This window comes from Serratia sp. AKBS12 (genome assembly GCF_024793895.1).
GTDB lineage: Bacteria > Pseudomonadota > Gammaproteobacteria > Enterobacterales > Enterobacteriaceae > Serratia_F.
This window is the reverse complement of record NZ_JANUSB010000015.1, coordinates 1,750,527-1,774,922: the sequence shown is the minus strand read 5'-3', so window position 1 is coordinate 1,774,922 and position 24,396 is coordinate 1,750,527. Positions and strand designations below refer to the sequence as shown.

At 53.3% G+C, this 24,396-nt stretch carries 19 protein-coding genes; 11 read left to right on the top strand and 8 right to left on the bottom strand.

The window, feature by feature from the left end:
• Positions 1–10: 10 nt before the first annotated feature.
• The 3 genes from NYE85_RS18210 to norR form a co-directional block, all read right to left on the bottom strand.
• Positions 11–1,588 (bottom strand): arylsulfatase, encoded by a 1,578-nt coding sequence (locus NYE85_RS18210; RefSeq protein WP_259006113.1) that lies wholly within the window; start codon positions 1,586–1,588, stop codon positions 11–13.
• Positions 1,589–1,996: 408 nt separating this feature from the next.
• Positions 1,997–3,187: an OmpP1/FadL family transporter gene (locus NYE85_RS18205; protein ID WP_259006112.1), complete on the bottom strand. Its 1,191-nt coding sequence runs from the start codon at positions 3,185–3,187 to the stop codon at positions 1,997–1,999.
• A 375-nt stretch (positions 3,188–3,562) separates the two neighbouring features.
• Positions 3,563–5,083 (bottom strand): nitric oxide reductase transcriptional regulator NorR, encoded by a 1,521-nt coding sequence (norR, locus tag NYE85_RS18200; protein ID WP_259006111.1) that lies wholly within the window; start codon positions 5,081–5,083, stop codon positions 3,563–3,565.
• 164 nt (positions 5,084–5,247) lie between these two features.
• Here norR and norV point away from each other — a divergent pair, with 164 nt between their 5' ends.
• Genes norV through NYE85_RS18185 form a run of 3 tightly spaced genes read left to right on the top strand, consistent with a single transcriptional unit; the run spans position 5,248 to position 8,255 of the window.
• Positions 5,248–6,726: an anaerobic nitric oxide reductase flavorubredoxin gene (gene norV, locus NYE85_RS18195; protein ID WP_259006110.1), complete on the top strand. Its 1,479-nt coding sequence runs from the start codon at positions 5,248–5,250 to the stop codon at positions 6,724–6,726.
• Positions 6,723–7,856 carry an NADH:flavorubredoxin reductase NorW gene (gene norW, locus NYE85_RS18190; protein ID WP_259006109.1) on the top strand — a complete coding sequence of 378 codons (1,134 nt, stop codon included), beginning with the start codon at positions 6,723–6,725 and terminating at the stop codon, positions 7,854–7,856. Before norV ends, norW begins: the two co-directional genes overlap by 4 nt.
• 45 nt (positions 7,857–7,901) lie before the next feature.
• Entirely contained in the window at positions 7,902–8,255 is a 354-nt protein-coding gene (locus tag NYE85_RS18185; protein WP_259006370.1) for a DUF1971 domain-containing protein, read from the top strand.
• Positions 8,256–8,302: 47 nt separating this feature from the next.
• Here the strand turns inward: NYE85_RS18185 and NYE85_RS18180 are convergent, their stop codons facing one another.
• Positions 8,303–9,706 (bottom strand): NarK family nitrate/nitrite MFS transporter, encoded by a 1,404-nt coding sequence (locus tag NYE85_RS18180; protein ID WP_259006108.1) that lies wholly within the window; start codon positions 9,704–9,706, stop codon positions 8,303–8,305.
• 260 nt (positions 9,707–9,966) lie between these two features.
• Between NYE85_RS18180 and NYE85_RS18175 the strand changes: the two genes are divergently transcribed.
• From NYE85_RS18175 to narI, 4 genes are read left to right on the top strand one after another with little or no spacing between them, the layout of a single operon-like run.
• Positions 9,967–13,755: a nitrate reductase subunit alpha gene (locus tag NYE85_RS18175; protein ID WP_259006107.1), complete on the top strand. Its 3,789-nt coding sequence runs from the start codon at positions 9,967–9,969 to the stop codon at positions 13,753–13,755.
• Positions 13,752–15,290: a nitrate reductase subunit beta gene (gene narH, locus NYE85_RS18170; protein WP_259006106.1), complete on the top strand. Its 1,539-nt coding sequence runs from the start codon at positions 13,752–13,754 to the stop codon at positions 15,288–15,290. The genes NYE85_RS18175 and narH overlap by 4 nt, the downstream gene beginning before the upstream one ends.
• Positions 15,287–16,015, top strand: a complete 729-nt coding sequence (gene narJ, locus NYE85_RS18165; RefSeq protein WP_259006105.1) for a nitrate reductase molybdenum cofactor assembly chaperone — start codon at positions 15,287–15,289, stop codon at positions 16,013–16,015. The genes narH and narJ overlap by 4 nt, the downstream gene beginning before the upstream one ends.
• Positions 16,015–16,695 carry a respiratory nitrate reductase subunit gamma gene (gene narI / locus NYE85_RS18160; RefSeq protein WP_259006369.1) on the top strand — a complete coding sequence of 227 codons (681 nt, stop codon included), beginning with the start codon at positions 16,015–16,017 and terminating at the stop codon, positions 16,693–16,695. Before narJ ends, narI begins: the two co-directional genes overlap by 1 nt.
• 5 nt (positions 16,696–16,700) lie before the next feature.
• Here the strand turns inward: narI and dgcQ are convergent, their stop codons facing one another.
• Together dgcQ and NYE85_RS18150 are read right to left on the bottom strand one after the other, a co-directional pair.
• Positions 16,701–18,386, bottom strand: coding sequence for a cellulose biosynthesis regulator diguanylate cyclase DgcQ (dgcQ, locus tag NYE85_RS18155; protein WP_259006104.1), 1,686 nt, complete (start codon positions 18,384–18,386; stop codon positions 16,701–16,703).
• A 165-nt stretch (positions 18,387–18,551) separates the two neighbouring features.
• A complete protein-coding gene (locus NYE85_RS18150; protein ID WP_259006103.1) occupies positions 18,552–18,770 on the bottom strand; it encodes a hypothetical protein in 219 nt (72 codons plus the stop codon).
• Between the two features lie 399 nt (positions 18,771–19,169).
• Between NYE85_RS18150 and NYE85_RS18145 the strand changes: the two genes are divergently transcribed.
• Complete coding sequence (locus tag NYE85_RS18145; protein WP_259006102.1) at positions 19,170–19,397, top strand: biofilm development regulator YmgB/AriR family protein; 228 nt, start codon at positions 19,170–19,172, stop codon at positions 19,395–19,397.
• Between the two features lie 94 nt (positions 19,398–19,491).
• Here the strand turns inward: NYE85_RS18145 and NYE85_RS18140 are convergent, their stop codons facing one another.
• On the bottom strand, positions 19,492–19,932 hold the full coding sequence (locus NYE85_RS18140; RefSeq protein WP_259006101.1) for a hypothetical protein: 441 nt from the start codon (positions 19,930–19,932) through the stop codon (positions 19,492–19,494).
• A 301-nt stretch (positions 19,933–20,233) separates the two neighbouring features.
• Between NYE85_RS18140 and NYE85_RS18135 the strand changes: the two genes are divergently transcribed.
• Positions 20,234–20,728, top strand: a complete 495-nt coding sequence (locus NYE85_RS18135) for a CinA family protein (RefSeq protein ID WP_259006100.1) — start codon at positions 20,234–20,236, stop codon at positions 20,726–20,728.
• 118 nt (positions 20,729–20,846) lie between these two features.
• Here the strand turns inward: NYE85_RS18135 and proP are convergent, their stop codons facing one another.
• Positions 20,847–22,370 carry a glycine betaine/L-proline transporter ProP gene (gene proP, locus NYE85_RS18130; RefSeq protein ID WP_259006099.1) on the bottom strand — a complete coding sequence of 508 codons (1,524 nt, stop codon included), beginning with the start codon at positions 22,368–22,370 and terminating at the stop codon, positions 20,847–20,849.
• A gap of 365 nt (positions 22,371–22,735) precedes the next feature.
• On the opposite strand from proP, the gene NYE85_RS18125 reads away from it, so the two are divergent.
• Together NYE85_RS18125 and cho are read left to right on the top strand one after the other, a co-directional pair.
• Entirely contained in the window at positions 22,736–23,344 is a 609-nt protein-coding gene (locus tag NYE85_RS18125) for a hypothetical protein (RefSeq protein ID WP_259006098.1), read from the top strand.
• Positions 23,345–23,432: 88 nt separating this feature from the next.
• Positions 23,433–24,284, top strand: coding sequence for an excinuclease Cho (gene cho, locus NYE85_RS18120; RefSeq protein WP_259006097.1), 852 nt, complete (start codon positions 23,433–23,435; stop codon positions 24,282–24,284).
• Positions 24,285–24,396 lie beyond the last annotated feature (112 nt).

Below are 24,396 nucleotides of genomic sequence, written 5' to 3'. Positions count from 1 at the left end.
AATGGTTTGATTAATTGCTTTTCGCACCTTGCTCGATCAGTTGCTGAACGTCCGAAACCGTGAATGAGCCGGGTTTTTGGCGAGGAGGGAACTCCTGGAAACTTTGCAGCATTTCGCCAACGTATTTTTGCGCGCCACCCAGCAGGAACAGACGGCTGTAGAACCAGTTATTGTAGTCCATGCCGGTATCGCCTCGCTCCAGTGGATCAATCTCCAGATCGAACAGCATCGGTACGCGCAGTTTGACGAACGGGTAGCGCCACACATCCATACCGCTGTGTTCCTGGATCATAAAGTGTGCCTTCCAGCGGCCATAGCGGATGGCCAATAGATCGCCGTCGTCGCTCCAGTAGAAGAATTCTTTACGCGGGTCTTCACCTTTACCTTGCAGGAAGTCCAGCTGGTTATAGCCGTCCAGATGAACTTTGTAGGTCATTGACGACGTTTTATAACCTTTCAGCAGCTGCTGTTTGATATCGGTAACGCCGGCTGCGGCTACCAGCGTCGGGAACCAGTCGTTGCTGGCGAAGATATCGTTGATCACCGTGCCAGGTTTGATATGTCCCGGCCACTTGATCATGGCGGGCACGCGGAAACCGCCTTCCCAGCCGGTGTTTTTCTCGCCGCGGAATGGCGTCATGCCGGAATCAGGCCAGGTGGCGATCATCGGCCCGTTATCGGTGGTGTAGATAATGATGGTGTTGTCTTCAATGCCAAGATCTTTCACCTTTTTCAGTACTTCACCGACCGTTTTGTCATGTTCAACCATACCATCGGCGTAGTTGCCAAGCCCGGTAGCACCGACACTGGCATCCTTCAGGTGGGTTTTGTTGTGCATGCGGGTGGTGTTGTACCAGGTAAAGAATGGTTTGCCGGCTTTCACCTGGCGTTCCATAAAGTCGTTGTTCGCAGCCAGCGTTTCTTCGTCAACGGTGCCCATGCGTTTGATGGTGAGTGGGCCAGTATCTTCAATTTTACCGTCGGCACTGCTTTTGATAACGCCGCGTGGGCCAAACTGTTTGCGGTATTCGGGGTCTTTCGGATAGTCCGGGTTTTCGGGCTCTTCTTCGGCATTAAGATGGTAAAGATTACCAAGGAATTCATCAAAACCGTGGGCGGTTGGCAGAAACTCGTCGCGGTCGCCAAGGTGGTTTTTGCCAAATTGGCCGGTGGCATAACCCAGATTCTTGAGAATATTGGCGATGGTCGGATCGTCTTTACTCAATCCCTGTGGTGCGCCAGGCATGCCGACCTTGCTCATGCCGGTACGAAATGGCATCTGGCCGGTAATAAATGATGAGCGTCCGGCGGTGGAGCTCTGTTCAGCATAATATGAAGTGAACTTTGCACCTTCACTGGCGATACTGTCGATATTTGGCGTCTTATAACCCATCATTCCCTGGTTATAAGTACTAAGATTCCAATAACCTACATCGTCACCAAAAATAACCACGATGTTGGGTTTCGATGCATCCTGTTTTGTGGTGTCGGTTGCCGCGTTAGCAGCATAAGCGGTAGAAACCGCACCAGACGCCAACGTCAGCATACTGGCAATCATGGTCCTTTTGAATGGGGCGTTTATAGACATTATGGAGCTCCGTTTATGAGAGGGCAAAATGAGTATAGTAAACAAATAATATTTAACGTTACATTTCTCATTAAATTGAATTGGATAAAAATCAAATACTTACAATATGTTGTGTTTAAATTTCCAGTGAGGGGTCAGATTCTATGTAGATTGTGAACACTGCCACTTTTCAGAAATATAATTCACGCCGTGCAATGCTAGTGGATGAACAGTAATTAATGAAATAAATTTAAGTTTAAATTTAAATAGTCTGCATGCGATGAAAAATAGAATGCCGTGATGCGGCAATGTAATTTATTTTTTCATCATTCCACCATCAATTCTGGGCGAAAGTCGTGGCCGATAGGTGTGCAATTATTAATATTGTTTAACTATTACCTCGGTGTCTGGACGGCATGCTCAGGTAATTCAAAATTGATAACTGTAATTTACGCTGGCAAACCACAGCGAGGGACTATCATAGCTCCCTGCCAACGCTGCCGGTGATTGCACTTTGGATGACTGCATATGCAGGTATTCCACGGCAACGCCGATATTGCTTGCTGCGCTGAGCTGATATTGCGCTCCGCTGGCAAAACGCCATTCGTCTCCGGTTGGCAGGGTAACCGCCACGTCGCTCTGATCGCGGTAGGGTGAGCTGTCGAAGGCGATGCCGGCATTCAAACGCCACAGATCCGTTGGCCGATACTGTATTCCGAGCGCCGTGTGCCAGGTATCTTTCATGCGGCTGTTGTTATCTAGCTTGCGATCGGCGACCACAATGCGCGGCGCGCCAAACTGACTCCAGTCTTGCCAGCCAACATCTCCCATCACCGACCATTGTTTATTGATGTCATGCACCAGGCTTAGCATGATTTGCTGTGGTGCGCGCACCTGGGCGGAAAGCGGCAGGTGATATTCCTGGTTTGGCTCCGTAGGCAAACGCGCTTTGGCGTCGATGTTGAAGTCATAGTCGGTTTTACTGTTCCAGGTAATTCCTGCCCGAGTCTGATCGGTAAGCTGCATTAACAGACCGAGGCGGTAGCTCATTGCCCAGTCGTGATCTTTCTCTGTTTCATCATTGTCATTGTCATTGACATTGCGCGTCAGCGACAGAAAACCGTAATTGAGATTGATGGAAGCGCCGACCGAAAGGCGTTGGTTCACTTGCCATGCCATGGACGGGCTGAGGGTCATCGCAACCATGGTGCTTTTGTCGATCAGGCGATCGCCGGCCCAATTGCCGAAATCAATCCCCAGCCCGTAGTTGCCGTAGAGTCCAAGGCCAGCAAACAGATTATCGCTGATTTTCTGGCTGTAAAACCCACTGGCGTTGGGGAACAGGTTCATGACATTGCCGGGACTTTGCTTACCTGAATTATCCAATTGGTAATCGATATCCCCTCCCATTACCTGCAAGCCACCGGTAAAGGTAGGCTGGGACAGGCGAGTCATGCCGGCCGGGTTGGTGACAATGGTCGAGGCATCCTGTGCGCGTGCCGCCTGGCCAGCACCCGCCAGCGCGGTGTCTTCGGTCGCAATCTCATAGAAGTAGAGCGCGCTGGCGTGAGAAAACGAACAATAAAGCAGGCCAGAACAAATCAAAGCGGTTTTTTGCATGAGCCACCTAGCGGAAAAATATATCGGCATGTTTTTTGTAATAAAAATCTTAGCAAGAAAAGTGATGAGACGCCTTTCTGCGCTGATTTATTATTGGATAATGTGGTTGTTGTCGGCGAGAGTGATGGGTGGGATTGGGGCAGCAGGGCGTACTAACAGATTGAATCGCCATCCATTAGCCTGTGGTGTTACGGTGCGGACCGGTAATACTGGGGCAAAAAAAAAGCCCCTCCAGACGAGGGGCAACATACAACAACACCAGGGAAATCGGTTATTAATCGTAGGTATTGTAAGGTTTTTGAGACGAGAGTTTAATAAAAAATGTGATGCAAAAATTCATTGTGGTGATGCATTTTTCCATCCGGCCTGGGTACGCTATTTTAAACCTAATCGTTTCGCCAATCTGTGCAGGTTACCGCTGTCGATATGTAATCTGCGGGCCGCCGCCGCCCAGTTCATATCGCATTCCGCCAGCGTTTTATAAATTACATTGCGCTGGAAATGTTGCGTCATTGTGGCGAGGTCGGCCTGGATAATAGTCTCTGGCAATGCAGTATTCACGGTGTCCGGTAGTGACTCTGCCTGTAAGTTGAAATGTGCCGGCAGCAGTTCCAGCTCGGTACTATTTTGTGTGGCGCGCGCCAAAATGGCCGCTCGATAAACGGCATGCTCTAGTTCGCGTATATTGCCAGGCCAGGCGTAGTGTTCCAGCCTTGCCAAAGTTGCCGGGGGCAACGTTAACTGCGATAAACCAAGCTTGATGCGACACCGCTCGCAAAAGAAGCCGGCCAGCAGCGCAATATCACTAACTCGTTCGCGCAGCGGCGGTACGACGATAGGGAATACGCTGAGGCGATGATATAAATCTGCACGGAACAGACCATCAACAACCGCTTGTTTAAGATCGCTGTTGGTGGCGGCTAAAATACGCACGTTTACCCGCTTGTTATGGTCATCACCAACGCGTTGCAGATCGCCATACTGAATGACGCGCAACAACTTTGCCTGTAACGATAATGAAAGCTCGCCAATTTCATCGAGAAACAACGTGCCGTTATCCGCCAACTCAAATTTACCGATGCGATGCTGGATTGCTCCAGTAAATGCACCTTTTACATGTCCGAATAGTTCACTTTCAGCAACGCTTTCCGGTAGCGCGGCACAGTTGAGATAAACCAGTGGCTTTGACGCCCGGGATGATTTTTGATGGATGGCGCGCGTCACCAGCTCCTTGCCTACGCCGGTTTCACCGGTGATCAACACGTTAAGGTCAGAAGCGGCAACGATGTTGATCTCCCGTTTTAATTGCTGCATCAACGGTGACAGCCCTATCATTTCCTCCGGGGCGCCTGTGCTGTTCGCCGAGGTGGTCGTCAGCGGCGTGAAGGACTGCTGCTCCAGCATTTCCAACAATAGCGCATTGTTCAGCGCGCCGGCCGCCAGAACGCCAATCAGCCTCAGTTCTTCGTTACTAAAGCGATCGAATTGCATCGGGTTTAGGCTATCAAAGGTCAGTGCTCCAATCAGGTCCTGTTCGGCAAACAGCGGCAGCCCGATACAGGCATGAACCTTTAAACTGCCATGGTCGGGTATCAGGCCATCATATGGATCCGGTAGATCGCTGGTGGCGGGAAAACGCACCACGTTGCCGGCGCGGGCAATCGCTTCCAGGCGGGGGTGGTCACCCAGGGCGAACCGGCGACCCAGTACGTCCTGCGTCAAACCGTCAATTGCCAATGGCGTAAATTGCTGTCCTTCAAAGCGCAACAGGGCGGCTGCGTCACAGCTCAACAATTGCCGCAGGCTGTTAATCAGGCGTTGAAAACGATCGCGTTGACTCAATCCACTTTGCAGGTCGATAGCAATGGCGGCGAGGGACTGTATGGAGAGCTGCATGATTGTCTTTCCGACACGAAATAGTCATAAAGACAATTGTATGCTGATGTCTTTATGACATCAATTTTTTAAAAGTTAAACAAAATCAATTATATAAATTCTGGCATGCCTTTTGCTAATTATACGGTGAGCATTGATACGTAATGAACCAAAAGGGCATCAGCATGGCTATTCAGGTAAAAAACAACATTCATTGGGTCGGACAACGTGATTGGGAAGTGCGTGATTTTCATGGTACGGAATACAAAACGCTGAAAGGTAGCAGCTATAACAGCTATTTGATTCGTGAAGAAAAAACGGTATTGATAGACACGGTGGACCATAAATTCAGCCGTGAGTTTGTGCAGAACCTGGCGTTGGAAATCGATCTCAATACGCTGGACTGTATCGTTATCAATCATGCCGAAGAGGACCACGCTGGGGCTCTTAGTGAACTGATGGCACTGATACCAGATACGCCTATTTACTGTACCGAAAATGGCATTGATTCGATTAACGGGCACCACCACCATCCGGAATGGAAGTTTCACGTAGTGCATACCGGCGACAGTCTGGATATCGGCAACGGCAAGCAACTGGTTTTCGTGGAAACCCCGATGCTGCACTGGCCCGACAGTATGATGACCTATATGACCGGCGATGCGGTTTTGTTCAGCAATGATGCATTTGGTCAACACTATTGCGATGAGCATCTGTTCAATGACGAAGTCGACCAAAACGAACTGTTCGAGCAGTGTCAGCGCTATTACGCCAATATCCTGACGCCGTTTAGCCGATTGGTCACGCCGAAAATCAATGAAATTCTGGGCTTCAACCTGCCGTTAGACATGATCGCCACCTCGCACGGCGTCGTGTGGCGCGACAACCCAACGCAGATAGTGCAGCATTATCTGGCATGGGCGGCGGATTATCAGGAGGATCGTATCACGATTTTCTATGACACCATGTCCAATAATACGCGCCTGATGGCAGATGCTATTGCGCAGGGTATCAACGAAGTCGACCCGCGCGTAGCGGTGAAGATCTTCAACGTTGCGCGCCATGATAAGAACGAAATTATCACTAACGTGTTCCGTTCCAAAGGGGTGCTGGTGGGATCTTCGACCATGAATAATGTCATGATGCCGAAGGTGGCGGGGCTGTTGGAAGAAATGACCGGGCTGCGTTTTCGCAACAAGAAAGCCTCGGCGTTTGGTAGTTATGGATGGAATGGCGGGGCGGTTGACCGGATTCAGACGCGCTTGATGGATTGCGGGTTTGAAACCACGTTGGCGCTGAAGGCCAAATGGCGCCCCGATCGGGATACGCTGGAAATATGCCGTCAACACGGCCGTGATCTGGCGCGGCAATGGGCGTTGACGACGCCGGTCAATGCGCGCTCCACCGTGTCGCAGCCATTACAACCAGAGGTTGCGGCGGTATCGCTCGCTCAGCCCCAGCCACCGGCATGCACTGACAATGGCGATGCGGGAGCGCGTATGCAGTGCAGCGTTTGTCTGTGGATTTACGATCCGCTACAAGGGGAACCGTTGCAGAATGTAGCTCCCGGTACGGCTTGGCAGGATGTGCCGGATGATTTCCTGTGTCCGGAATGTGCAATGGGCAAAGATGTCTTCGAACCACTGGCGACGGAGGCAAAATGAAATACGGGATCGTTATCATTGGTTCGGGTTTTGCCGCGCGTCAGCTGGTGAAAAACTTGCGCAAGCAACATGGCGATGTGCCGATTCGGCTGATTGCTGCTGATGGTTGTGATGAATACAACAAACCGGAATTAAGTCATGTTATCAGCCAGAACCAGACGGCTGCGGCATTGACGCGACAAACGTCGCATAGTTTTGCCGAACAGTATCAGCTGATGCTGCATCCCAATACCCATATTATCGACATCGATACCCGGCAAAAAACGCTAAGTAGCGCGGAGCAATGCTGGCACTACGACAAACTGGTGATGGCCGTCGGCGCTTCGGCCGTTGTGCCGACGGTGCCCGGGCAGGAATATATATTGACGCTGAACAGCCAGCAAGAATATCAACGGGCTGAAAGCACTCTACGGCAAGCGAAGCGGGTACTGATCCTCGGCGGCGGGTTGATCGGCAGTGAATTGTCAATGGATATGTGCCGGGCCGGTAAACAGGTTACGGTGGTGGATAAGGCGTGCAGCCTATTGTCATCGCTAATGCCTGTCGAAGTCAGCAGCCGTTTGCAGCATCGGTTGCAACAGATGGGTGTCGAACTGGTCTTTAATCAATGGCTAGCAGCGTTGGAACCAAGCGAAGAAGGCCTGATGGCAACGCTGGGCAATGGTCGTCTATTGCAGGTAGATGCGGTTATTTCAGCGATTGGCCTCCGGCCGAAGCTGGGGTTGGCGCAGCAGGCTAATTTACAGATCAATCGCGGTATCCAGGTGGATGCGCGCATGCGGACTTCCGCTGCGGATGTTTATGCGCTGGGAGACTGTGCCGAGATCGACGGCAGGTTGTTGCCGTTCCTGCAACCGATCCAGTTCAGTGCCATGGCACTGGCAAAAAATCTGTTGGGGGACGACGTTGCAGTGCAACTGCCGCCGATGTTGGTCAAGGTCAAAACTCCCGAGCTGCCATTGCATCTGGCTGGCGAAACGCAGCGCAAGGATCTGAGCTGGACGATAACTGCACAACCACACGGTATGATCGCCAAAGGTTTTGACCAGCAGCAACGGCTGCGTGCATTTATCGTCAGTGAAGATCATATGAAACAGGCCTTCGGTTTGCTGAAAGCCTTAGGTCATTAACCTAACCACGGGGCGCGAGTCGTCTCTGTTATCTGGAGAGTCATGATGAAATACCGTATTCCCGCCGAATATAAGCATACGCGTTCTACGCCCTTTTGGAATATTGACACCGTACCGAACGCGTTGTTAACCCACCACAACACGAAAAAGGGCGTGTATGGTCGCCTGTCGGTGATGCGTGGCGCGGTGAAGTACATCGGTTTTAGCGCCGAACATGACGGTGAGCCAGAAATGGAAGTGATTATTTCTGCGGGGCAGTTTGGCGTTAGTCCACCCGAATATTGGCACCGTATTGAGTTATTGACACCGGACACCTATTTCAACCTGGATTTCTTCGCTGCGCCTGATATTGAATTGAAAGGGCAAGGGTTCTCCCAGGTGGTCAATAGTCCGCGTTAATGATACGGACAGCGCCTCGCGCTGGAGAAGGCGAGGCGCTCAAGCGGTTATTTTCGGCTGTCGATGTGGGTACGTATATAAAACCACCAGGTCACCAGGGTGCAGACCACATAAAATATCAAAAACACTTTCATCGCGCTGTCTGCCGCACCGGTCAGCGCCAGCGAGGTGCCGAACGCCTTGGGAATGAAGAACCCGCCAACCGCGCCGATGGCCGAGATAAAGCCGAGCGCAGCGGCGGAATCGGTGGCGGCTTCGTGGGCGGCCTCCTCATCGCTGCCGCCATTGGCCTTCACGCGGCGGGTGGTATCGAAACGAAAAATGATGGAAATCATCTGGAAGGTCGAGCCGCTGCCCAGGCCGGCCGTCAGGAACAGGCCGAGAAACACCAGAAAGAATGCCAGGAACGAACCACCACCGTGGGGGCCGGGCAGGGTCAGAAAGATCAGTGCCGCGAATATACTCATCATCGCAAAGTTGAGAACGGTAACGCGTGCGCCGCCAAACCGGTCGGCAAGCGCACCGCCGACCGGTCGCGCCAATGCGCCGATCATCGGTCCCCAGAAGGCGTAATGCGCGATCGACACCTCCGGGAACTGGGTTTTGGTCAGCATGGCGAAGCCGGCGGAAAAGCCGATGAACGAGCCGAAGGTCGCCAGATACAACAGCGCCATGACCCACATATGCAGGCGTTTTAGCACCGGCAACTGCTCACCGAGGGAGGCTTTGGCCGCTGCAATGTCGTTCATGCCGAACCAGGCGGCAACGGCAAATATCGCCAACGGCAGCACCCAGACAAAGGCCGCATTTTGTAGCCACAGCGTTTCACCTTCCGGTGCGGCGTGACCACCGCCGGCGAAGGTGCCGAAAATAGCGCTGGTCACCACCAGCGGTGCGACCAGTTGCATAACGCTGACCCCCAGATTACCCAGTCCGCCGTTCAAGCCCAGCGCGCCACCTTGGCGGTTTTTCGGAAAGAAAAAACTGATATTGGCCATGCTGGAAGCGAAATTGGCACCGGCGACGCCGCACATCAAGGAAATCACCACAAACACCCAATACGGTGTGGCGGGATTTTGCACTGCAAAGCCCAACCACAGGCAGGGGATCACCAGGATCAGCGTGCTGAACGCGGTCCAGCGACGGCCGCCGAAAATGGGAATGACAAATGAATAGGGCACGCGCATAAAGGCGCCGGCTAATGAAGGCAAGGCGGTCAACATAAACAGCTCATCGGTGGTAAATGAGAAACCAACCCGGTTGAGGTTGATGGCAACGGCGCTGAACAGCATCCAGACGCAGAAGGCCAACAACAGACTGGGAATGGAAATCCATAAATTACGCCGGGCTATACCTTGACCAGTGTGCTGCCAAAATTGGGGATCTTCGGGATTCCAGGTGGATAAAACGCCTTTTTCGGCGCGATCGTCAGTCTTTGGCAGTTGCGACATAGCTGCGGCTCCTCAATGTGCAAAATCGCTGCCATTAGTCTGGTCGACAGATCCGGCAACTGCAAATATGCGGTTTAATTCAACGATTTTTCTGTCATCAACCACGGCAAAGTCGGGGTTCTTGTCTATTCTGAGGAAAGTGACGCCGCGTAATGTCAGCGGTTGGTCAGCAATGAAATCATCTAATTATATGTTTATAAAATAAAAATATTATTCACCTGCGACGACAGTTTCGGCTGGCGGCTTGATGGAGAATGTCGATGAGCAAATTTCTAGACCGGTTCCGGTATTTCAAGGAGCTGGATGATTCGTTTTCGAATGGTTTCGGCCAAACGCTCGACACCAACCGCGATTGGGAAGACAGCTATCGTCAGCGATGGCAACATGACAAGATTGTGCGATCGACCCATGGCGTGAACTGTACCGGGTCGTGCAGCTGGAAGATCTACGTGAAAAACGGTCTGGTGACCTGGGAAACGCAACAAACCGACTACCCGGAAACCCGCCCCGATTTGCCCAACCATGAACCGCGAGGTTGCCCACGCGGTGCCAGCTATTCGTGGTATCTCTACAGCGCCAATCGCCTGAAACATCCGCTGATACGTCTGCATCTGCTGGAAATGTGGCGCGAGGCGCGTCAGGTGCATGACGATCCGGTGGATGCCTGGGCGGCGATCGTCGAAGATGAGCAAAAAAGCCGGCGTTACAAGCAGGCGCGCGGCCGCGGCGGGCTGGTACGTGCCGGATGGGATGAATTGAATGAACTGATTGCCGCAGCCAATGTGTATACCACCAAAACCTTCGGCCCGGACCGGGTTACCGGCTTTTCGCCGATTCCGGCGATGTCGATGGTGTCCTATGCTGCCGGCGCGCGTTATCTGTCGCTGATTGGCGGCACCTGCCTGAGTTTTTATGACTGGTATTGCGATTTACCGCCGGCCTCGCCGATGACCTGGGGCGAGCAGACCGACGTTCCCGAATCGGCGGATTGGTACAACTCGTCGTATTTGATCGCCTGGGGATCCAACGTGCCGCAAACCCGTACGCCAGACGCGCACTTCTTCACCGAAGTTCGGTATAAAGGCACGAAAACGGTGGCGATTACTCCCGATTATGCGGAAATCGTCAAGCTGTGCGACCAGTGGCTGGCACCGAAACAGGGTACCGACAGCGCCATTGCGCTGGCGATGGGGCATGTGATCCTCAAAGAGTTCTATCTGCACAAACCGAGCCAGTATTTTACCGATTATGCCTCGCGCTACAGTGACTTGCCGATGCTGGTGTTGCTGGAGCCGCTCGAAGACGGCAGCTATGCCGCTGGCCGGCAGCTGCGGGCGGCCGATCTGGTGGATGGCCTGGGGGAGGAGAACAACCCCGAATGGAAGACCGTGGCCATCGATCGGTTGAGTGGCGATCTGGTGGCTCCTCTGGGCTCGATAGGTTTTCGCTGGGGGGAAAAGGGCAAGTGGAACCTGACGCAAACCGCCGGACAGGCGCAGCGCGAAGTCCGATTGCAGCTGAGTCTGCTGGGGCAGCAGGATACGGTGGTGTCGGTGGCCTTCCCGTATTTTGGCGGCATCGAAAGCGAACAGTTCCGTCCGGTGGCATTGCAAGAGGTATTGCATCACCCGGTACCGGCAAAAAAAATTACCCTGGCTGATGGTTCGCAGGCATTTGTGACCAGCGTTTATGACCTGACCATTGCCAATTATGGCATTGCCCGCGACTGGGGGACGGTGCAGGTTGACAATTCGCTGGCGGCCAGTGATTACAACGACATCAAGGCTTATACACCTGCCTGGGCGGAGCAGATTACCGGCGTGCCGCGCGCCAATATTATCCGTATCGCCCGCGAGTTTGCCGACAACGCCGACAAAACCCATGGGCGTTCGATGATCATCGTTGGCGCGGGGATCAACCACTGGTATCACATGGACATGAACTACCGTGGGTTGATTAATCTGCTGGTGTTTTGTGGCTGTGTCGGTCAGACCGGAGGCGGCTGGGCGCACTACGTCGGGCAAGAAAAACTGCGCCCGCAGACCGGCTGGCTGCCATTGGCGTTCGCTCTGGACTGGACGCGTCCGCCGCGTCAGATGAACACCACGTCTTTCTTCTACAACCATTCCAGCCAGTGGCGTTATGAAACGCTGAATACCGACGATCTGTTGTCGCCGCTGGCCGACAAATCTCGCTTTGGCGGCAGCCTGATTGATTTTAACGTGCGTGCAGAACGGATGGGCTGGCTGCCTTCCGCGCCGCAGCTTAACGTCAATCCGCTGGACATCGCCCGCCAGGCTGAGCAACAGGGGAAAACGCCGCAGGAGTTTGTGGTCGAGGGGTTGAAGTCCGGCAGCCTGCGTTTTGCTGCCGAACAGCCCGATGCGCCGCAAAACAGTCCGAAGAACCTCTTTATCTGGCGTTCGAATCTGTTGGGTTCTTCCGGCAAGGGGCATGAATACATGCTCAAGTACCTGCTCGGAACCGAACACGGCATTCAGCAGCACGATCTGGGTCAGCAAGGGCAACAAAAGCCGCAGGAGGTGGAATGGTGCGAACAGGCACGTGAAGGTAAGCTGGATCTGGTGGTGACGCTTGATTTCCGCATGTCGACCACCTGTCTGTATTCCGACATCATCCTGCCGACCGCCACCTGGTATGAGAAAGACGACATGAATACCTCGGATATGCATCCGTTTATTCATCCGCTTTCCGCTGCCGTGGATCCGTGCTGGCAGTCACGCAGCGACTGGGAAATCTACAAAGGACTGGCGGCGAGTTTTTCCCGTGTCTGCGTTGGTCACCTGGGGGAAGAAACCGATGTGGTGCTGGTACCGATACTGCACGATTCGCCGGGAGAACTGGCGCAACCGTTGGACGTGCTCGACTGGAAGCTGGGCGAATGCGAGCTGATCCCAGGCAAAACCGCGCCGTCGATCGCGGTGGTAAAGCGTGATTATCCGAACACCCATGCGCGCTTTACCGCGCTGGGGCCGCTGCTGGACACGTTGGGTAATGGGAGCAAGGGCATCAACTGGGAAACGCAGGCCGAGATAGAGCTGCTCGGTCGGCTGAATCGCCGACACAGCGGCGGCCATGCCGATGGACGCCCGGTGATTGATACCGCTCGGCAGGCGGCGGAAGTGGTGCTGTCGCTGGCGCCAGAAACCAACGGTGAAGTGGCGGTGAAAGCCTGGCGCGCGCTGGGAGAATTGACCGGCCGCGAGCACACTCACCTGGCATTGCCCAAGCAGGATGTGAAAATCCGTTTCAGCGATCTGCAGGCGCAACCGCGCAAAATCATTTCCAGCCCAACCTGGTCAGGGCTTGAGGACGATCACGTATCGTACAATGCCGGTTATACCAACGTACATGAGCTGATCCCATGGCGTACCCTCAGCGGCCGGCAACAGCTGTACCAGGATCATCCGTGGATGCGCGCCTTTGGTGAAAGCCTGCTGGTGTACCGGCCGCCGATCGATACGCGAACCACGCGTCCACTGTTTAACCAACGCTCCAACGGCAACCCGGAAAAGGCGCTGAATTTCCTGACGCCACACCAGAAATGGGGCATTCACTCGACCTATAGCGACAATCTGCTGATGTTGACGTTGGCGCGCGGCGGGCCGCTGGTGTGGATCAGCGAAACCGACGCCAAAGAGCTGGGCATTGAAGACAATGACTGGATTGAAGCCTTCAACGTCAACGGTGCCCTGTCGGCGCGTGCGGTGGTCAGCCAGCGGGTGCAGGCCGGTATGGTGATGATGTATCACGCGCAAGAGCGCACCATCAACGTACCCGGTTCGGAAATCACCGGTCAGCGTGGGGGGATCCACAATTCGGTGACCCGAGTCAGCCCGAAACCCACCCATATGATCGGCGGCTATGCTCAATTGGCCTATGGATTCAACTATTACGGCACGGTGGGTTCCAACCGCGACGAGTTTGTCATCGTACGCAAAATGCGGCGCATCGACTGGCTGGACAATGAAGGGCATGACAGCGAGCAACCGGCAGCAGTGGCCGGCGGCCGGGGGGCGGCAAAATGAAAATACGTTCACAAGTCGGCATGGTGATGAATCTCGATAAATGCATTGGCTGTCATACCTGTTCGGTCACCTGCAAAAATGTCTGGACCAGCCGTGAAGGCACGGAATATGCCTGGTTCAACAACGTTGAAACCAAGCCCGGGCTGGGCTATCCGCTGAACTGGGAAGACCAGGACAAATGGCGAGGGGGCTGGATCCGCAAGATCAATGGGCGCCTGAAACCGCGTCAGGGCGGGCGTTTTGCGGTGTTGGCGAACATCTTTGCCAACCCGCACATGCCGCAGATTGACGATTATTACGAGCCTTTCGACTTCGACTATCAACATTTGCACACCGCCGCCGACGGCAAGGTGCAACCGGTGGCGCGACCGCGTTCGCTGTTGACCGGCAAGCGGATGGACAAAATCACCGGCAGTGCCAACTGGGAAGACGATCTGGGCGGTGAATTCGCCAAACGTTCGCAGGACAAGAACTTTGAAAACGTGCAAAAAGAGATGTATGGCCAGTTCGAAAGTACCTTCATGATGTATCTGCCACGCCTGTGCGAACACTGTCTGAATCCGGCGTGCGTATCAAGCTGCCCGAGCGGCGCGATATACAAACGCGAGGAAGATGGCATCGTGCTGATCGACGAAGACAAGTGCCGCGGCTGGCGCATGTGCGTCAGCGGTTGTCCGTATAAAAAGATCTACTTCAACTGGAAAAGCGGCAAATCGGAAAAATGCATCCTGTGTTATCCGCGTCTTGAAGCCGGATTGCCAACCATTTGTTCAGAAACCTGCGTTGGGCGTATTCGCTATCTCGGCGTAGTGCTGTATGACGCCGATGCCATCGAACAGGCGGCATCGGTGGAAAGCGACCAGGATCTGTACGAGCGCCAGCTGGCGGTGTTTCTCAATCCGCACGATCCGGCGGTTATCGAACAGGCGTTGCGGGACGGCGTGCCGATGAATGTGATCGATGCTGCCCAGCGTTCGCCGGTGTATAAACTGGCGATGGACTGGAAGCTGGCGCTGCCGCTGCACCCGGAGTATCGCACTCTGCCGATGGTGTGGTACGTGCCGCCGTTGTCGCCGATACAGTCGGCGGCGGACGCCGGGGTATTGCCGCACAAGGGGGTATTGCCGGACATCGAAGCGCTGCGCATCCCGCTGCAATATTTGGCCAATCTGTTTACCGCCGGCGATACTGCGCCGGTAGCCCGTTCGCTAAAGCGCATACTGGCGATGCGCCATTACAAGCGGATGGAAACGGTGGAAGGCGTACACGATACCAGCGCGCTGGATGAGGTGGGGCTGACGGAGGCCCAGGTGCAGGAAATGTATCGCTATCTGGCGATAGCCAATTATGAAGACCGGTTTGTCATCCCGAGCAGCCACCGAGAACTGGCACGCGACGCGTTCCCTGAGCGCAACGGTTGCGGTTTCAGCTTTGGCGACGGTTGCCACGGCAGCGACAGCAAGTTTGATCTGTTCAACTCCAAGCGTATTGATGCCATTGATGTTGGCGCGAAAACTGGGGGGCAGAAACTATGATTTCACTGCGCATAATTTCACGTTTGCTGGAATATCCCGACGAAGCGCTGTGGCAAGGGAAGGCGGAACTGCTGGCGGCATTGAGCGAGGCAAGCGAACTTTCTCCTACGCAGCAGATGGCGTTGGGGGCGGTAATCCGCTGGCGTTGCGCCGGGCGGCTGCTGGATGCGCAGGCCGAGTACACCGGGCTGTTTGATCGCGGCCGTTCAACCTCGCTGTTGCTGTTTGAGCATGTGCACGGAGAGTCGCGCGATCGCGGCCAGGCGATGATCAACCTGCTTGAGCATTATCGGCAGGCCGGGTTGCAGTTGGATAGCTATGAGCTGCCCGACCATTTGCCGCTGTTCCTGGATTTTTTGTCGATGTCATCGCCTAAGGATGCGCAAGAGTGGTTGGCAAGTATTGCGCCAATCCTGGCACTGCTGGGGGCGCGGCTGCATCAACGCAACAGCGGATATGCTCCGCTGTTCGATCTGTTGACTCAGCTTTCCGGCAGCCAGGCGCGCAGTCAGAATCTGTTGCCGAAAGTGTGCGAGGAAGCGCGTGACGACACTCCGGCCGCACTGGATGCGGTATGGGAGGAGGAGCAGGTGCGATTTATGGTTGAGCAGGGCGGCTGCAGTGACGAAGCGGCCAAACAGCACCAGCGCCGCTTCACTGGTTCGGTGGCGCCGCAATATCTTGACGTTGGCGCTGCGGCGCCACAGGGCAGGAGGAGTGAGTGATGGCGCATTTCCTGACGGTGTTTTTCTTCGATATCTACCCGTACATTGCCGGTACGGTTTTTTTGCTAGGCAGCCTGCTACGCTATGACTACGGCCAGTATAGCTGGCGTGCCGGCTCCAGTCAGATCATGGACAAGCGTTGGATGCGGGTGGCATCCAATCTGTTTCATGTCGGCGTGCTTGGGGTTCTGGTTGGCCATGCGTTTGGCATGCTGACGCCGCACTGGGTATATCAATCCTGGTTGCCAATGCCGGTGAAACAGCAAATGGCGATGTTGATGGGCGGAGCCTGCGGCGTGCTGATGCTGGTTGGCGGTCTGATGCTGCTGTACCGTCGATTGTTCAACCCACGGGTACGGGCGATATCCAGCGGTGCGGATATCCTGATCCTGGTACTCCTGCTGGTGCAGGTCTCGCTGGGGCTGGGCACCATTCCGTTTTCCGCACAACACCCTGACGGTAGCGAAATGCTGAAGCTGGTCAACTGGGCGCAGCACGTGGTGACGTTCCGCTTTGGTGCCTCTGAGTTCCTGCAGGGGGTGGCGCCAATCTATCGGATCCATTTGGTGCTGGGTATGACGCTGTTCCTGCTGTTCCCCTTTACCCGTCTGGTACACGTGTGGAGCATCCCACTGGAATATCTGACACGGCGACCACAGTTGGTGAGAAAAAGACGTTGACGGCATTATGCGCCAGTGGACGGTGCATCGTCACTGCTCACCTGATTACGACCGTTTTTCTTTGCCGTGTATAACCGCCGATCGGCGATCATGCGCAGGTCGTTGAGGGCAGTGCTGCCATCTTCTTCGGCGCAGGCCACCCCCAGCGAGGCGGTTACGCCGATCGGTGCGTTATCGTCGGTTAATATCATCGCGCGTTCGAGCGATGCACGGATCCGTTCGGCAATCTGCCTGGCGCCGCTTTTGGTCGTGCCCGGCAATATCACACAAAATTCTTCACCGCCGACCCGCCCGACCACATCGTGCGGGCGTAACGCCCCCAGCACCACTTTGGCGGCAGTTGCCAGCGTGCGGTCACCGGTAAGATGGCCGTAGCGATCGTTGACGAATTTAAAGTTATCCAGATCGATCTGAATGACGGAGTAAGGCCGGCTGATTGCCTGACATTTTTCGACGATGGCATACGCTTTTTCAAAGAAGGTGCCGCGATTATACAGTCGGGTCAACGTATCGTAACTGGCGCGGATCGCCAGGTTGCCCTGAAGGTCACTCATACGGCGTACCAGACGCAGAATAACCTGATAAGCCAGCAGCAACGCGCAGCTGAACAATAGCCACATGATTAGCAACACGCTGATAATACGGCCGTATTCGCCGCGCATGCCTTCGGACAGCGAATGGGCGTTAACCAGAGTGCCATCCAGGTTTTTTAGCGCGGAATAGGTAATGAAACGCGTGCCCATACGCAAGGTGCCGAAATCTTCATTAGCCAATGCCGTAGCGAGCTGTCGCCGCGCTGTCGGGGTCAACGCCGCGGCGGCGGCCGCTGGCTGAGTACTGGCAATAACGTTGAGCTTTTTGTCCAGGACAAGCAGCGTGCCGTCGTTCTGGCTGGGCCGCGAATTGCTCAGGTATTGATGGATGTCCCGGGTAGAAAAATCCATCGCGATAACGCCAAACCATTCTGTATGGAGATCAATCGGCACGCTGGCGGTGATGGTCGGCCCTTCGTTTAGAATACCGTTATACACTTCGGTCCAGGTTAGCTTGCGCTGCGGATTCCCGCTCGGCTGGCCATTGGTAAAATAGTTGTGCGTCATCATCCTACGCCAGCTGACAATCTGTTCCTTGCGGTTCTGCGGTGGCGCAGAGGAAACATAAAATCCGGAGCGTGAAATATAGTAGGTACGTTTTTGCAGCTCTTTGAGCTCATCACGCAGATGCAAAATAAAACTGAACTCCAGCGCTGCCGCCAGCTCTTTATGCAACGTGCCGACAGGCAGGCGGTGCAGTAGCGGGAATTGACCGTGGAGGGCATCAGAAACGCCGTTGATCGGCATGCCACGTGCCAGATCCACTTCTACCTGCCATGCCGTTCGTTGGCGGATCTGGTCAAAACGCTGCTGTACCGCACGGGTTTTATCGGTTACCAACGGCGTTTCCAGTGCTTGCTCCATGATGCTTTGGTAAAAAGCGAGTTGGTTGAGGCTATATTGGAGCCGATTGTCCAGGGCAGTGGCGATGCTCAGCAGTTTATTACGTTGGTCTTCGGTGTATGACTCATTGATGATTATCGCTTCACGCCAGGAAAGAAGAGTAAAAATCAGCACCATAAACATAAAAGACAAGTTAACCACTTTCTGCGGATTCTTCATGTTTAGCTGCGAGGGCAGTAACTTATCGAAAATCATCAGCGGGTTCCTTGGTGCTACAGATAAATTGTAGCGTAAGGCTACCGATTTGAGCATGAGGTGCTGTGTTAATGCTAGTACAGGGCAGGGTGGGGCGTCTATGGGGTAGGCGTTATTTGGTGCAGCAATAGCGCCCCAGGATGGGGCGTTGGCATGACCGAATGGTCAGGAAGGAAAACTGGCGACTTTTGGAATGGTCGGACTGCTGATGGAAATGATAAACGCACCATTATCCTTGATAATATTTGCCCCTTTAGCACGGCAAAGGGTTGTCAGTTCGCTAATATCATCGGCACTGACGGGATAATCGAGCTTTATTCTCTTTACTTTCCCTGTCGAGATGGCAACTTTAGCTTCTTTCTTGCTTTTAACTGTAATGGACATAATAACCTTTTATTTCAAAGTGTTAAAAGTAATCGCTGACCAAGTCGGCTTTAGCAAACTAGCTTTCTGGACGTCCACGCGCAAGTTAAAATATCTCCTTGGGGCAAAAACGTGATCTGCTTCGCATTTATAGTTTGCTAATAATGCTTAAGCATCCGAGGAAGGAAGTAGGACAATATCAAATATATCTGGTAGCAAACATCAAATAACCTTAAAAAAAATGTGTGGTGCGAAAATTCCTAAACATGCGCTGTGACGGGCATCTTACTTGCCTGGGGATAAGAAAAATCTTATTGTAATAATTACGATAAGAATAGTTTCTGTTCATTATCACAATGATTGAAATGTTGAAAAGCCCTTGGCATCGCGGCCTTTCATTATTAGGGAAGTTTCGGGACAATGATCGACTACAGTCTGTACGGGTTGCGGCATGAGGACGCACAGCTTTATCGTGAAAAGCTGAGTGCTATTCTTGGTGATAGCATTTTTCATTTACTCATGGACCAGAGAGCGATTAATAAGGACAATATTCTTAAGCATCTGATTAACGAAATTGAGCGGCAGCCTGACGAGATGCAAAAATATTATCGTGCCGCTCTGGAAACTATCGGCGTACACGCCAGGTAGTGCTTTATTTTTTGCTTGTTTATCGCAAATAATTTAGCCGTCGTAGACAGCCCGGCGGCTAAATTACGCGTGCATATTTTAGCTGTTGCTACGCTTAAGCCACGGCGTCCACTGCCGTATGAGCCACACCGCTGATCTCAACCGCTGCCTGAGTCACACCGTCTTGCGCGACGTCAGCGCTGTTATTCAGGACCGCAATTAAATCATCAGTGCTTAGATTACCGGAAGTTACGCCATCGACCACGTCCGTTACCGGATCGGTAATGCCGCCAGTGACGTCGCCGATTTTATCCAGAATACCATCGACCACCGACGTTACCGTATCAGCAATACCGCCAACCACACCGCTAACGGCACCAATAGCACCGGCGACGGTACCAATTACACCGCTGACAATCCCGGTCAATCCACCTAATAAACCAGTCAAACCACCTAAGTTCAAAGCCATATAACCTCCAGAGATAAGAATATTATTTTTTACTTTCAACCATGTTAATTTCACCGGTTTTCTGCCGGTTAAAAATTTATAGTTCACGTATTAAAAAACTGTCAATGAAATCGGTGAAATTTATATAAGCGTTGTTTACCTAACCATGAGAGGGGAAAATCAACCAGCTGCGGCGGTTAATTGCCTGTTGTCTTAACTAACTTGATGAAATAAATGCGTTAAAAAAAGATCGGATATTCTGGTCCAACCTGATAGTAATGTCCGTGTTTTTTTAGTGGGTACTGGCAAGGATTAGACTATTTTCATTTTATTTTTCCCCCTATCTATACTGGTGATAGGCAGCGCAGGGGTTCTAATAATTATTTATCTTGTAGCGACAGGAGGAATAATGGATCAACAATTGGTAGCCATGGCAAAGCAGGCCGGTAATGCGTTGAAGGCCAAAGGGTTAAAATTGTCTACCGCCGAATCCTGTACCGGTGGCTGGGTGAGCATGGCGTTGTGCGCCGCCGGCGACAGCGGCGATTTCTTTACCAGCGGATTTATCACCTATACCAACAGCGCCAAAATGCGTTTGTTACGGGTAAAGCCGACAACGCTGGAGCGGCATACGGCAGTCAGTGAGCTGGTGGTGTGCGAGATGGTGCAGGGGGCGCTCGCGGCGTCAGGTGAACAGGTGGCACTGGCCATCAGCGGCTATGCGGGACCGGAAGGGGGGCCAGACGGGACGCCAGCCGGCAGCGTGTGGTTTGCCTGGGGAGGCAAGGCCATTGGCCTGAGCGCGGAGAAACGGCATTTTGACGGCGATAGTGAAAGCGTGATCCATCAGGCTGCGCTGTTTGCGTTAACCCGCCTGACGCAATTGTTGCAGGCTGCTGGTTGATACCAGGCGGAAGGCGACAAAAACAGCCGCCGATAAATGAACTGCACCCTTAATCGTCGGGTGTCCAACTTTTAGGGTGCAGTTCAGTAGTGGGGCTTGATGGATTATCCGAAGCCAATCAATCCAGTTTTGGATGCTGGTCAATCAGCATCTGTTTTTTCTTCTCCAACGCCTGGATCTGGGCTTCCAGATCGGTGATTTCATCGCTGATATTTTCTACTTTTTGCTCGATGTTATCGTACGTTTCCTGGAGCAGCTCCTTGGCTTCGCTAGGATCGGATGCGGCCGGTGTGGCACCACGCAGCGGCTTGTTAGCCGTTTCCTTCATGTACAGACCGGTAATCAGGCCAATGATCGCCACCACCATCAGATAATAGGCCGGCATATACAGGTTGCCGCTCGACTCCACCAGCCAGGCGGCGATGGTTGGAGTGGCGCCGGCAATCAGCACCGAGATGTTGAACGAGATCGCCAGCGCGCTGTAGCGAATATGGGTTGGGAACATCGCCGGCAGGGTAGAAGCCATAACGCCGGTAAATGAGTTAAGCAGTACTGCCAGAATCAACAGGCCGAGGAAGATCAGGCCGATAACGTTACTGTTGATCAGAATAAAACACGGTACCGCCAGCAGCAGCAGACCGATACTACCGCCGATAACGAACGGCTTGCGGCCGATGCGGTCGCTGGTCAGGCCGATAACCGGTTGTACGAACAGCATGCCGATCATAATGGCAATGATGATCAATACGCCGTGGCTTTCCGAGTAATGCAGATTATGCGACAGATAGCTTGGCATATAGGTCAGCAGCATGTAATAGGTCACATTGGTGGCAATGACCAACCCTACGCACACCAGCAGGCTACGCCAGTATTTAGTGGCAATCTCTTTGAACGAGGTGCGCGGTGGGTTTTGGATCGCTTCGCGATCGCCTTTTTCCATTTTATCAACGTGTTGTTGAAACGCTGGGGTTTCTTCCAGCGCATGGCGCAGATACAGGCCGATAATGCCGAGCGGCGCCGCCAGGAAGAACGGAATACGCCAACCCCAGTCAAGGAAGTTGGCTTCACCAACAATGCTTGAAATCAGGACCACCACTCCGGCACCGAGCACGAAGCCGGCAATGGAACCGAAGTCCAGCCAGCTGCCCATAAAGCCGCGCTTGCGGTCTGGCGAATATTCGGCCACGAAGATCGCGGCGCCGGAATATTCACCGCCCACCGAGAAGCCCTGTGCCAATTTTGCCAACAGCAGCAAAATCGGTGCCCAGATACCAATCGTGGCGTAGGAGGGGATCAAGCCGATACAGAAGGTGCTGAGCGCCATGATGATGATGGTGATGGAGAGCACTTTCTGTCTGCCGAACTTGTCACCCATGGCCCCGAAGAACACACCGCCCAACGGGCGTACCAGGAACGGCACCGAGAAGGTGGCCAGCGCGGCAATCATTTGTATACCAGGAGAGGCGCCGGGGAAAAATACCTGCCCCAGTGCGTAGGCGACAAAACCGTAAACACCGAAGTCGAACCATTCCATCGCGTTACCCAGTGAGGCGGCAGTAATCGCCTTCTTGAGCTTGCTGTCGTCGATAATGGTTATATCGTTAATATGCATGGGTTTATGGCGTTTTTTTCTTAGCTTCATAGCATCATCCCTTAATCCATTGGTCGAGCGTGAATTCGTTATCCTCGTTCACGTTTATCTGCCCAGATATCAGTATCTTTAATCTTAGCGCGCTCCAGCAGCTTTAGTGAAAATCATCATTCAGCCTGCGGCACCGTTTGCCCTTTGTAATGTAATAATCGGGGGTTATTTCCTTAATGTGAATAATATTATTTTCGCTATAGCTTAACGTTATATGTGACGGCGATCAAATTATGAAGGCCGGCTTATCAAGGATTTACTGGCGCCGCCCGGCGGAAAACTGATAACAAGCGCATGAATTGCCAAGGTAAATTACAGCCTGAATCGCTAGTATACGCGCCATGAATATAATAACGGGCGTTACTATGCAGGATCGGCTATACCTTATTGTTAAGAAAATTATCTCCTTTGTCTTGCAGGCCGCGATGTTGGCCGCTCTGGTCGGGTTGATATTTATCGATGTGCATTGGCTACACAATTTTGTCTACGAAACCTCGCTGACGGAACTGATGCAGGAAGTGCTGCTGTTGGCGATAGCGCTGGGCTTTTTTATTTCTGCCTGGCGGCAACGGCCGCACCAGCCAGCGCGCGTGCTGATCGGCGGTTTTTTCCTCTGTATGCTGATTCGCGAAATGGACTTTGCCTTTGACTATCTGCATCACGGTGCCTGGGTATGGTTTGCCCTGCTGACCGCGATAGGGTGCCTGGCGTATGCGCTATGCCGGCCTGAAGCCACCGTCAATGGTCTGGCGCATTTTTTTGCTCATCCCAGTTATGGCATGATGTGCGCCGGTTTGCTGTGTATTCTGGTATTTTCGCGCTTGTTTGGTATGCATCAATTGTGGCAAGGGCTGATGCTGGACGGCTATGACCGGGTGGTTAAAAACATGGTGGAAGAGGGCTGTGAACTGGTGGGATATGCGTTCTGCCTGTTTGCCAGCTACCGCTATCTGATCGATGGCGACAAAACGTGAGTTGGCAAACGCTAGGCAATGGCGGCGTTTAGCTCTATACTGTATATAAAAACAGTTATTGTATTGGTCTGAGAGTACATTCGTTGCCATGTTGCCCAAGCGATTAGAGCCAGAGTTCGACATTTATCAATATCCGGAGCATTTGCGTGCCTGTCTGGCGACGCTGCCGAAGGCGCCGGGAGTGTACGTGTTTCACGGTGAGCGTGACGGCATGCCGCTGTATATCGGTAAAAGCGTCAATATCCGTAGTCGGGTCATGGCGCATTTCCGCTGCAAAGACGAAGGCAAGCTACTGCGGCAAACGCAGCGTATCACTTTTACAGAAACCGCCGGCGAACTGGGCGCATTGCTGATCGAAGCGCAGATGATCAAAAAGCTGCAGCCGCTGTTCAATAAGCGGCTGCGCCGTTCGCGCCAGCTATGTTCGTTGCATTTGCAGACGCAGCGACTGGAGATTGTGTATGCCAAGGAGATTGATTTCGCGCTGACGCCGGCGTTGTATGGCCTGTTTGCCAACCGTACTGCTGCTATGGAGAAACTGCGTAGTATCGCCGATCAACAACAGCTGTGTTACAGCAGGCTGGGTTTGGAAGCATTGCCGCCTGGCCGAGCGTGTTTTCGCCATAGCCTGCGCAAATGCGCCGGCGTCTGTTGCGGCAAGCAAAGCGAGGAGCAGCATCAGCAACGGCTGGAGCAGGCGCTGGAACAGTTGCATATCCACTGCTGGCCTTACGCTGGCAGGGTGGCATTGCATGAGCAGCGTGGCGATTTTAACCAGTATCACATTATTCATAACTGGTTTTACCTGGGGACGGTCAGCGCGCTGGATCAGGTGGCGAGCCTGCAGCGCAGCGCCAGTCATTTTGACAGCGATGGCTACAAAATCCTGTGCCGGCCGCTGCTGAACGGCAATTATCCGATTATCGATCTCAGTGAATAATGGGTACAAACAGCCTATAGGTGGTGGGATTTATCTGTAATTGGTTGCTGTAGCGGAATTTTGTCTTGTCTCCTTAGGGTTGATATGGATAATAACCGCCGAAGCGAAGGAA

Bases quoted from the DNA above. Each gene is read 5' to 3' on its own strand.
- NYE85_RS18210 (WP_259006113.1), bottom strand. From the start codon at position 1,588: ATGTCTATAAACGCCCCATTCAAAAGGACCATGATTGCCAGTATGCTG.
- NYE85_RS18205 (WP_259006112.1), bottom strand. From the start codon at position 3,187: ATGCAAAAAACCGCTTTGATTTGTTCTGGCCTGCTTTATTGTTCGTTT.
- norR (WP_259006111.1), bottom strand. From the start codon at position 5,083: ATGCAGCTCTCCATACAGTCCCTCGCCGCCATTGCTATCGACCTGCAA.
- norV (WP_259006110.1), top strand. From the start codon at position 5,248: ATGGCTATTCAGGTAAAAAACAACATTCATTGGGTCGGACAACGTGAT.
- norW (WP_259006109.1), top strand. From the start codon at position 6,723: ATGAAATACGGGATCGTTATCATTGGTTCGGGTTTTGCCGCGCGTCAG.
- NYE85_RS18185 (WP_259006370.1), top strand. From the start codon at position 7,902: ATGAAATACCGTATTCCCGCCGAATATAAGCATACGCGTTCTACGCCC.
- NYE85_RS18180 (WP_259006108.1), bottom strand. From the start codon at position 9,706: ATGTCGCAACTGCCAAAGACTGACGATCGCGCCGAAAAAGGCGTTTTA.
- NYE85_RS18175 (WP_259006107.1), top strand. From the start codon at position 9,967: ATGAGCAAATTTCTAGACCGGTTCCGGTATTTCAAGGAGCTGGATGAT.
- narH (WP_259006106.1), top strand. From the start codon at position 13,752: ATGAAAATACGTTCACAAGTCGGCATGGTGATGAATCTCGATAAATGC.
- narJ (WP_259006105.1), top strand. From the start codon at position 15,287: ATGATTTCACTGCGCATAATTTCACGTTTGCTGGAATATCCCGACGAA.
- narI (WP_259006369.1), top strand. From the start codon at position 16,015: ATGGCGCATTTCCTGACGGTGTTTTTCTTCGATATCTACCCGTACATT.
- dgcQ (WP_259006104.1), bottom strand. From the start codon at position 18,386: ATGATTTTCGATAAGTTACTGCCCTCGCAGCTAAACATGAAGAATCCG.
- NYE85_RS18150 (WP_259006103.1), bottom strand. From the start codon at position 18,770: ATGTCCATTACAGTTAAAAGCAAGAAAGAAGCTAAAGTTGCCATCTCG.
- NYE85_RS18145 (WP_259006102.1), top strand. From the start codon at position 19,170: ATGATCGACTACAGTCTGTACGGGTTGCGGCATGAGGACGCACAGCTT.
- NYE85_RS18135 (WP_259006100.1), top strand. From the start codon at position 20,234: ATGGATCAACAATTGGTAGCCATGGCAAAGCAGGCCGGTAATGCGTTG.
- proP (WP_259006099.1), bottom strand. From the start codon at position 22,370: ATGAAGCTAAGAAAAAAACGCCATAAACCCATGCATATTAACGATATA.
- NYE85_RS18125 (WP_259006098.1), top strand. From the start codon at position 22,736: ATGCAGGATCGGCTATACCTTATTGTTAAGAAAATTATCTCCTTTGTC.
- cho (WP_259006097.1), top strand. From the start codon at position 23,433: ATGTTGCCCAAGCGATTAGAGCCAGAGTTCGACATTTATCAATATCCG.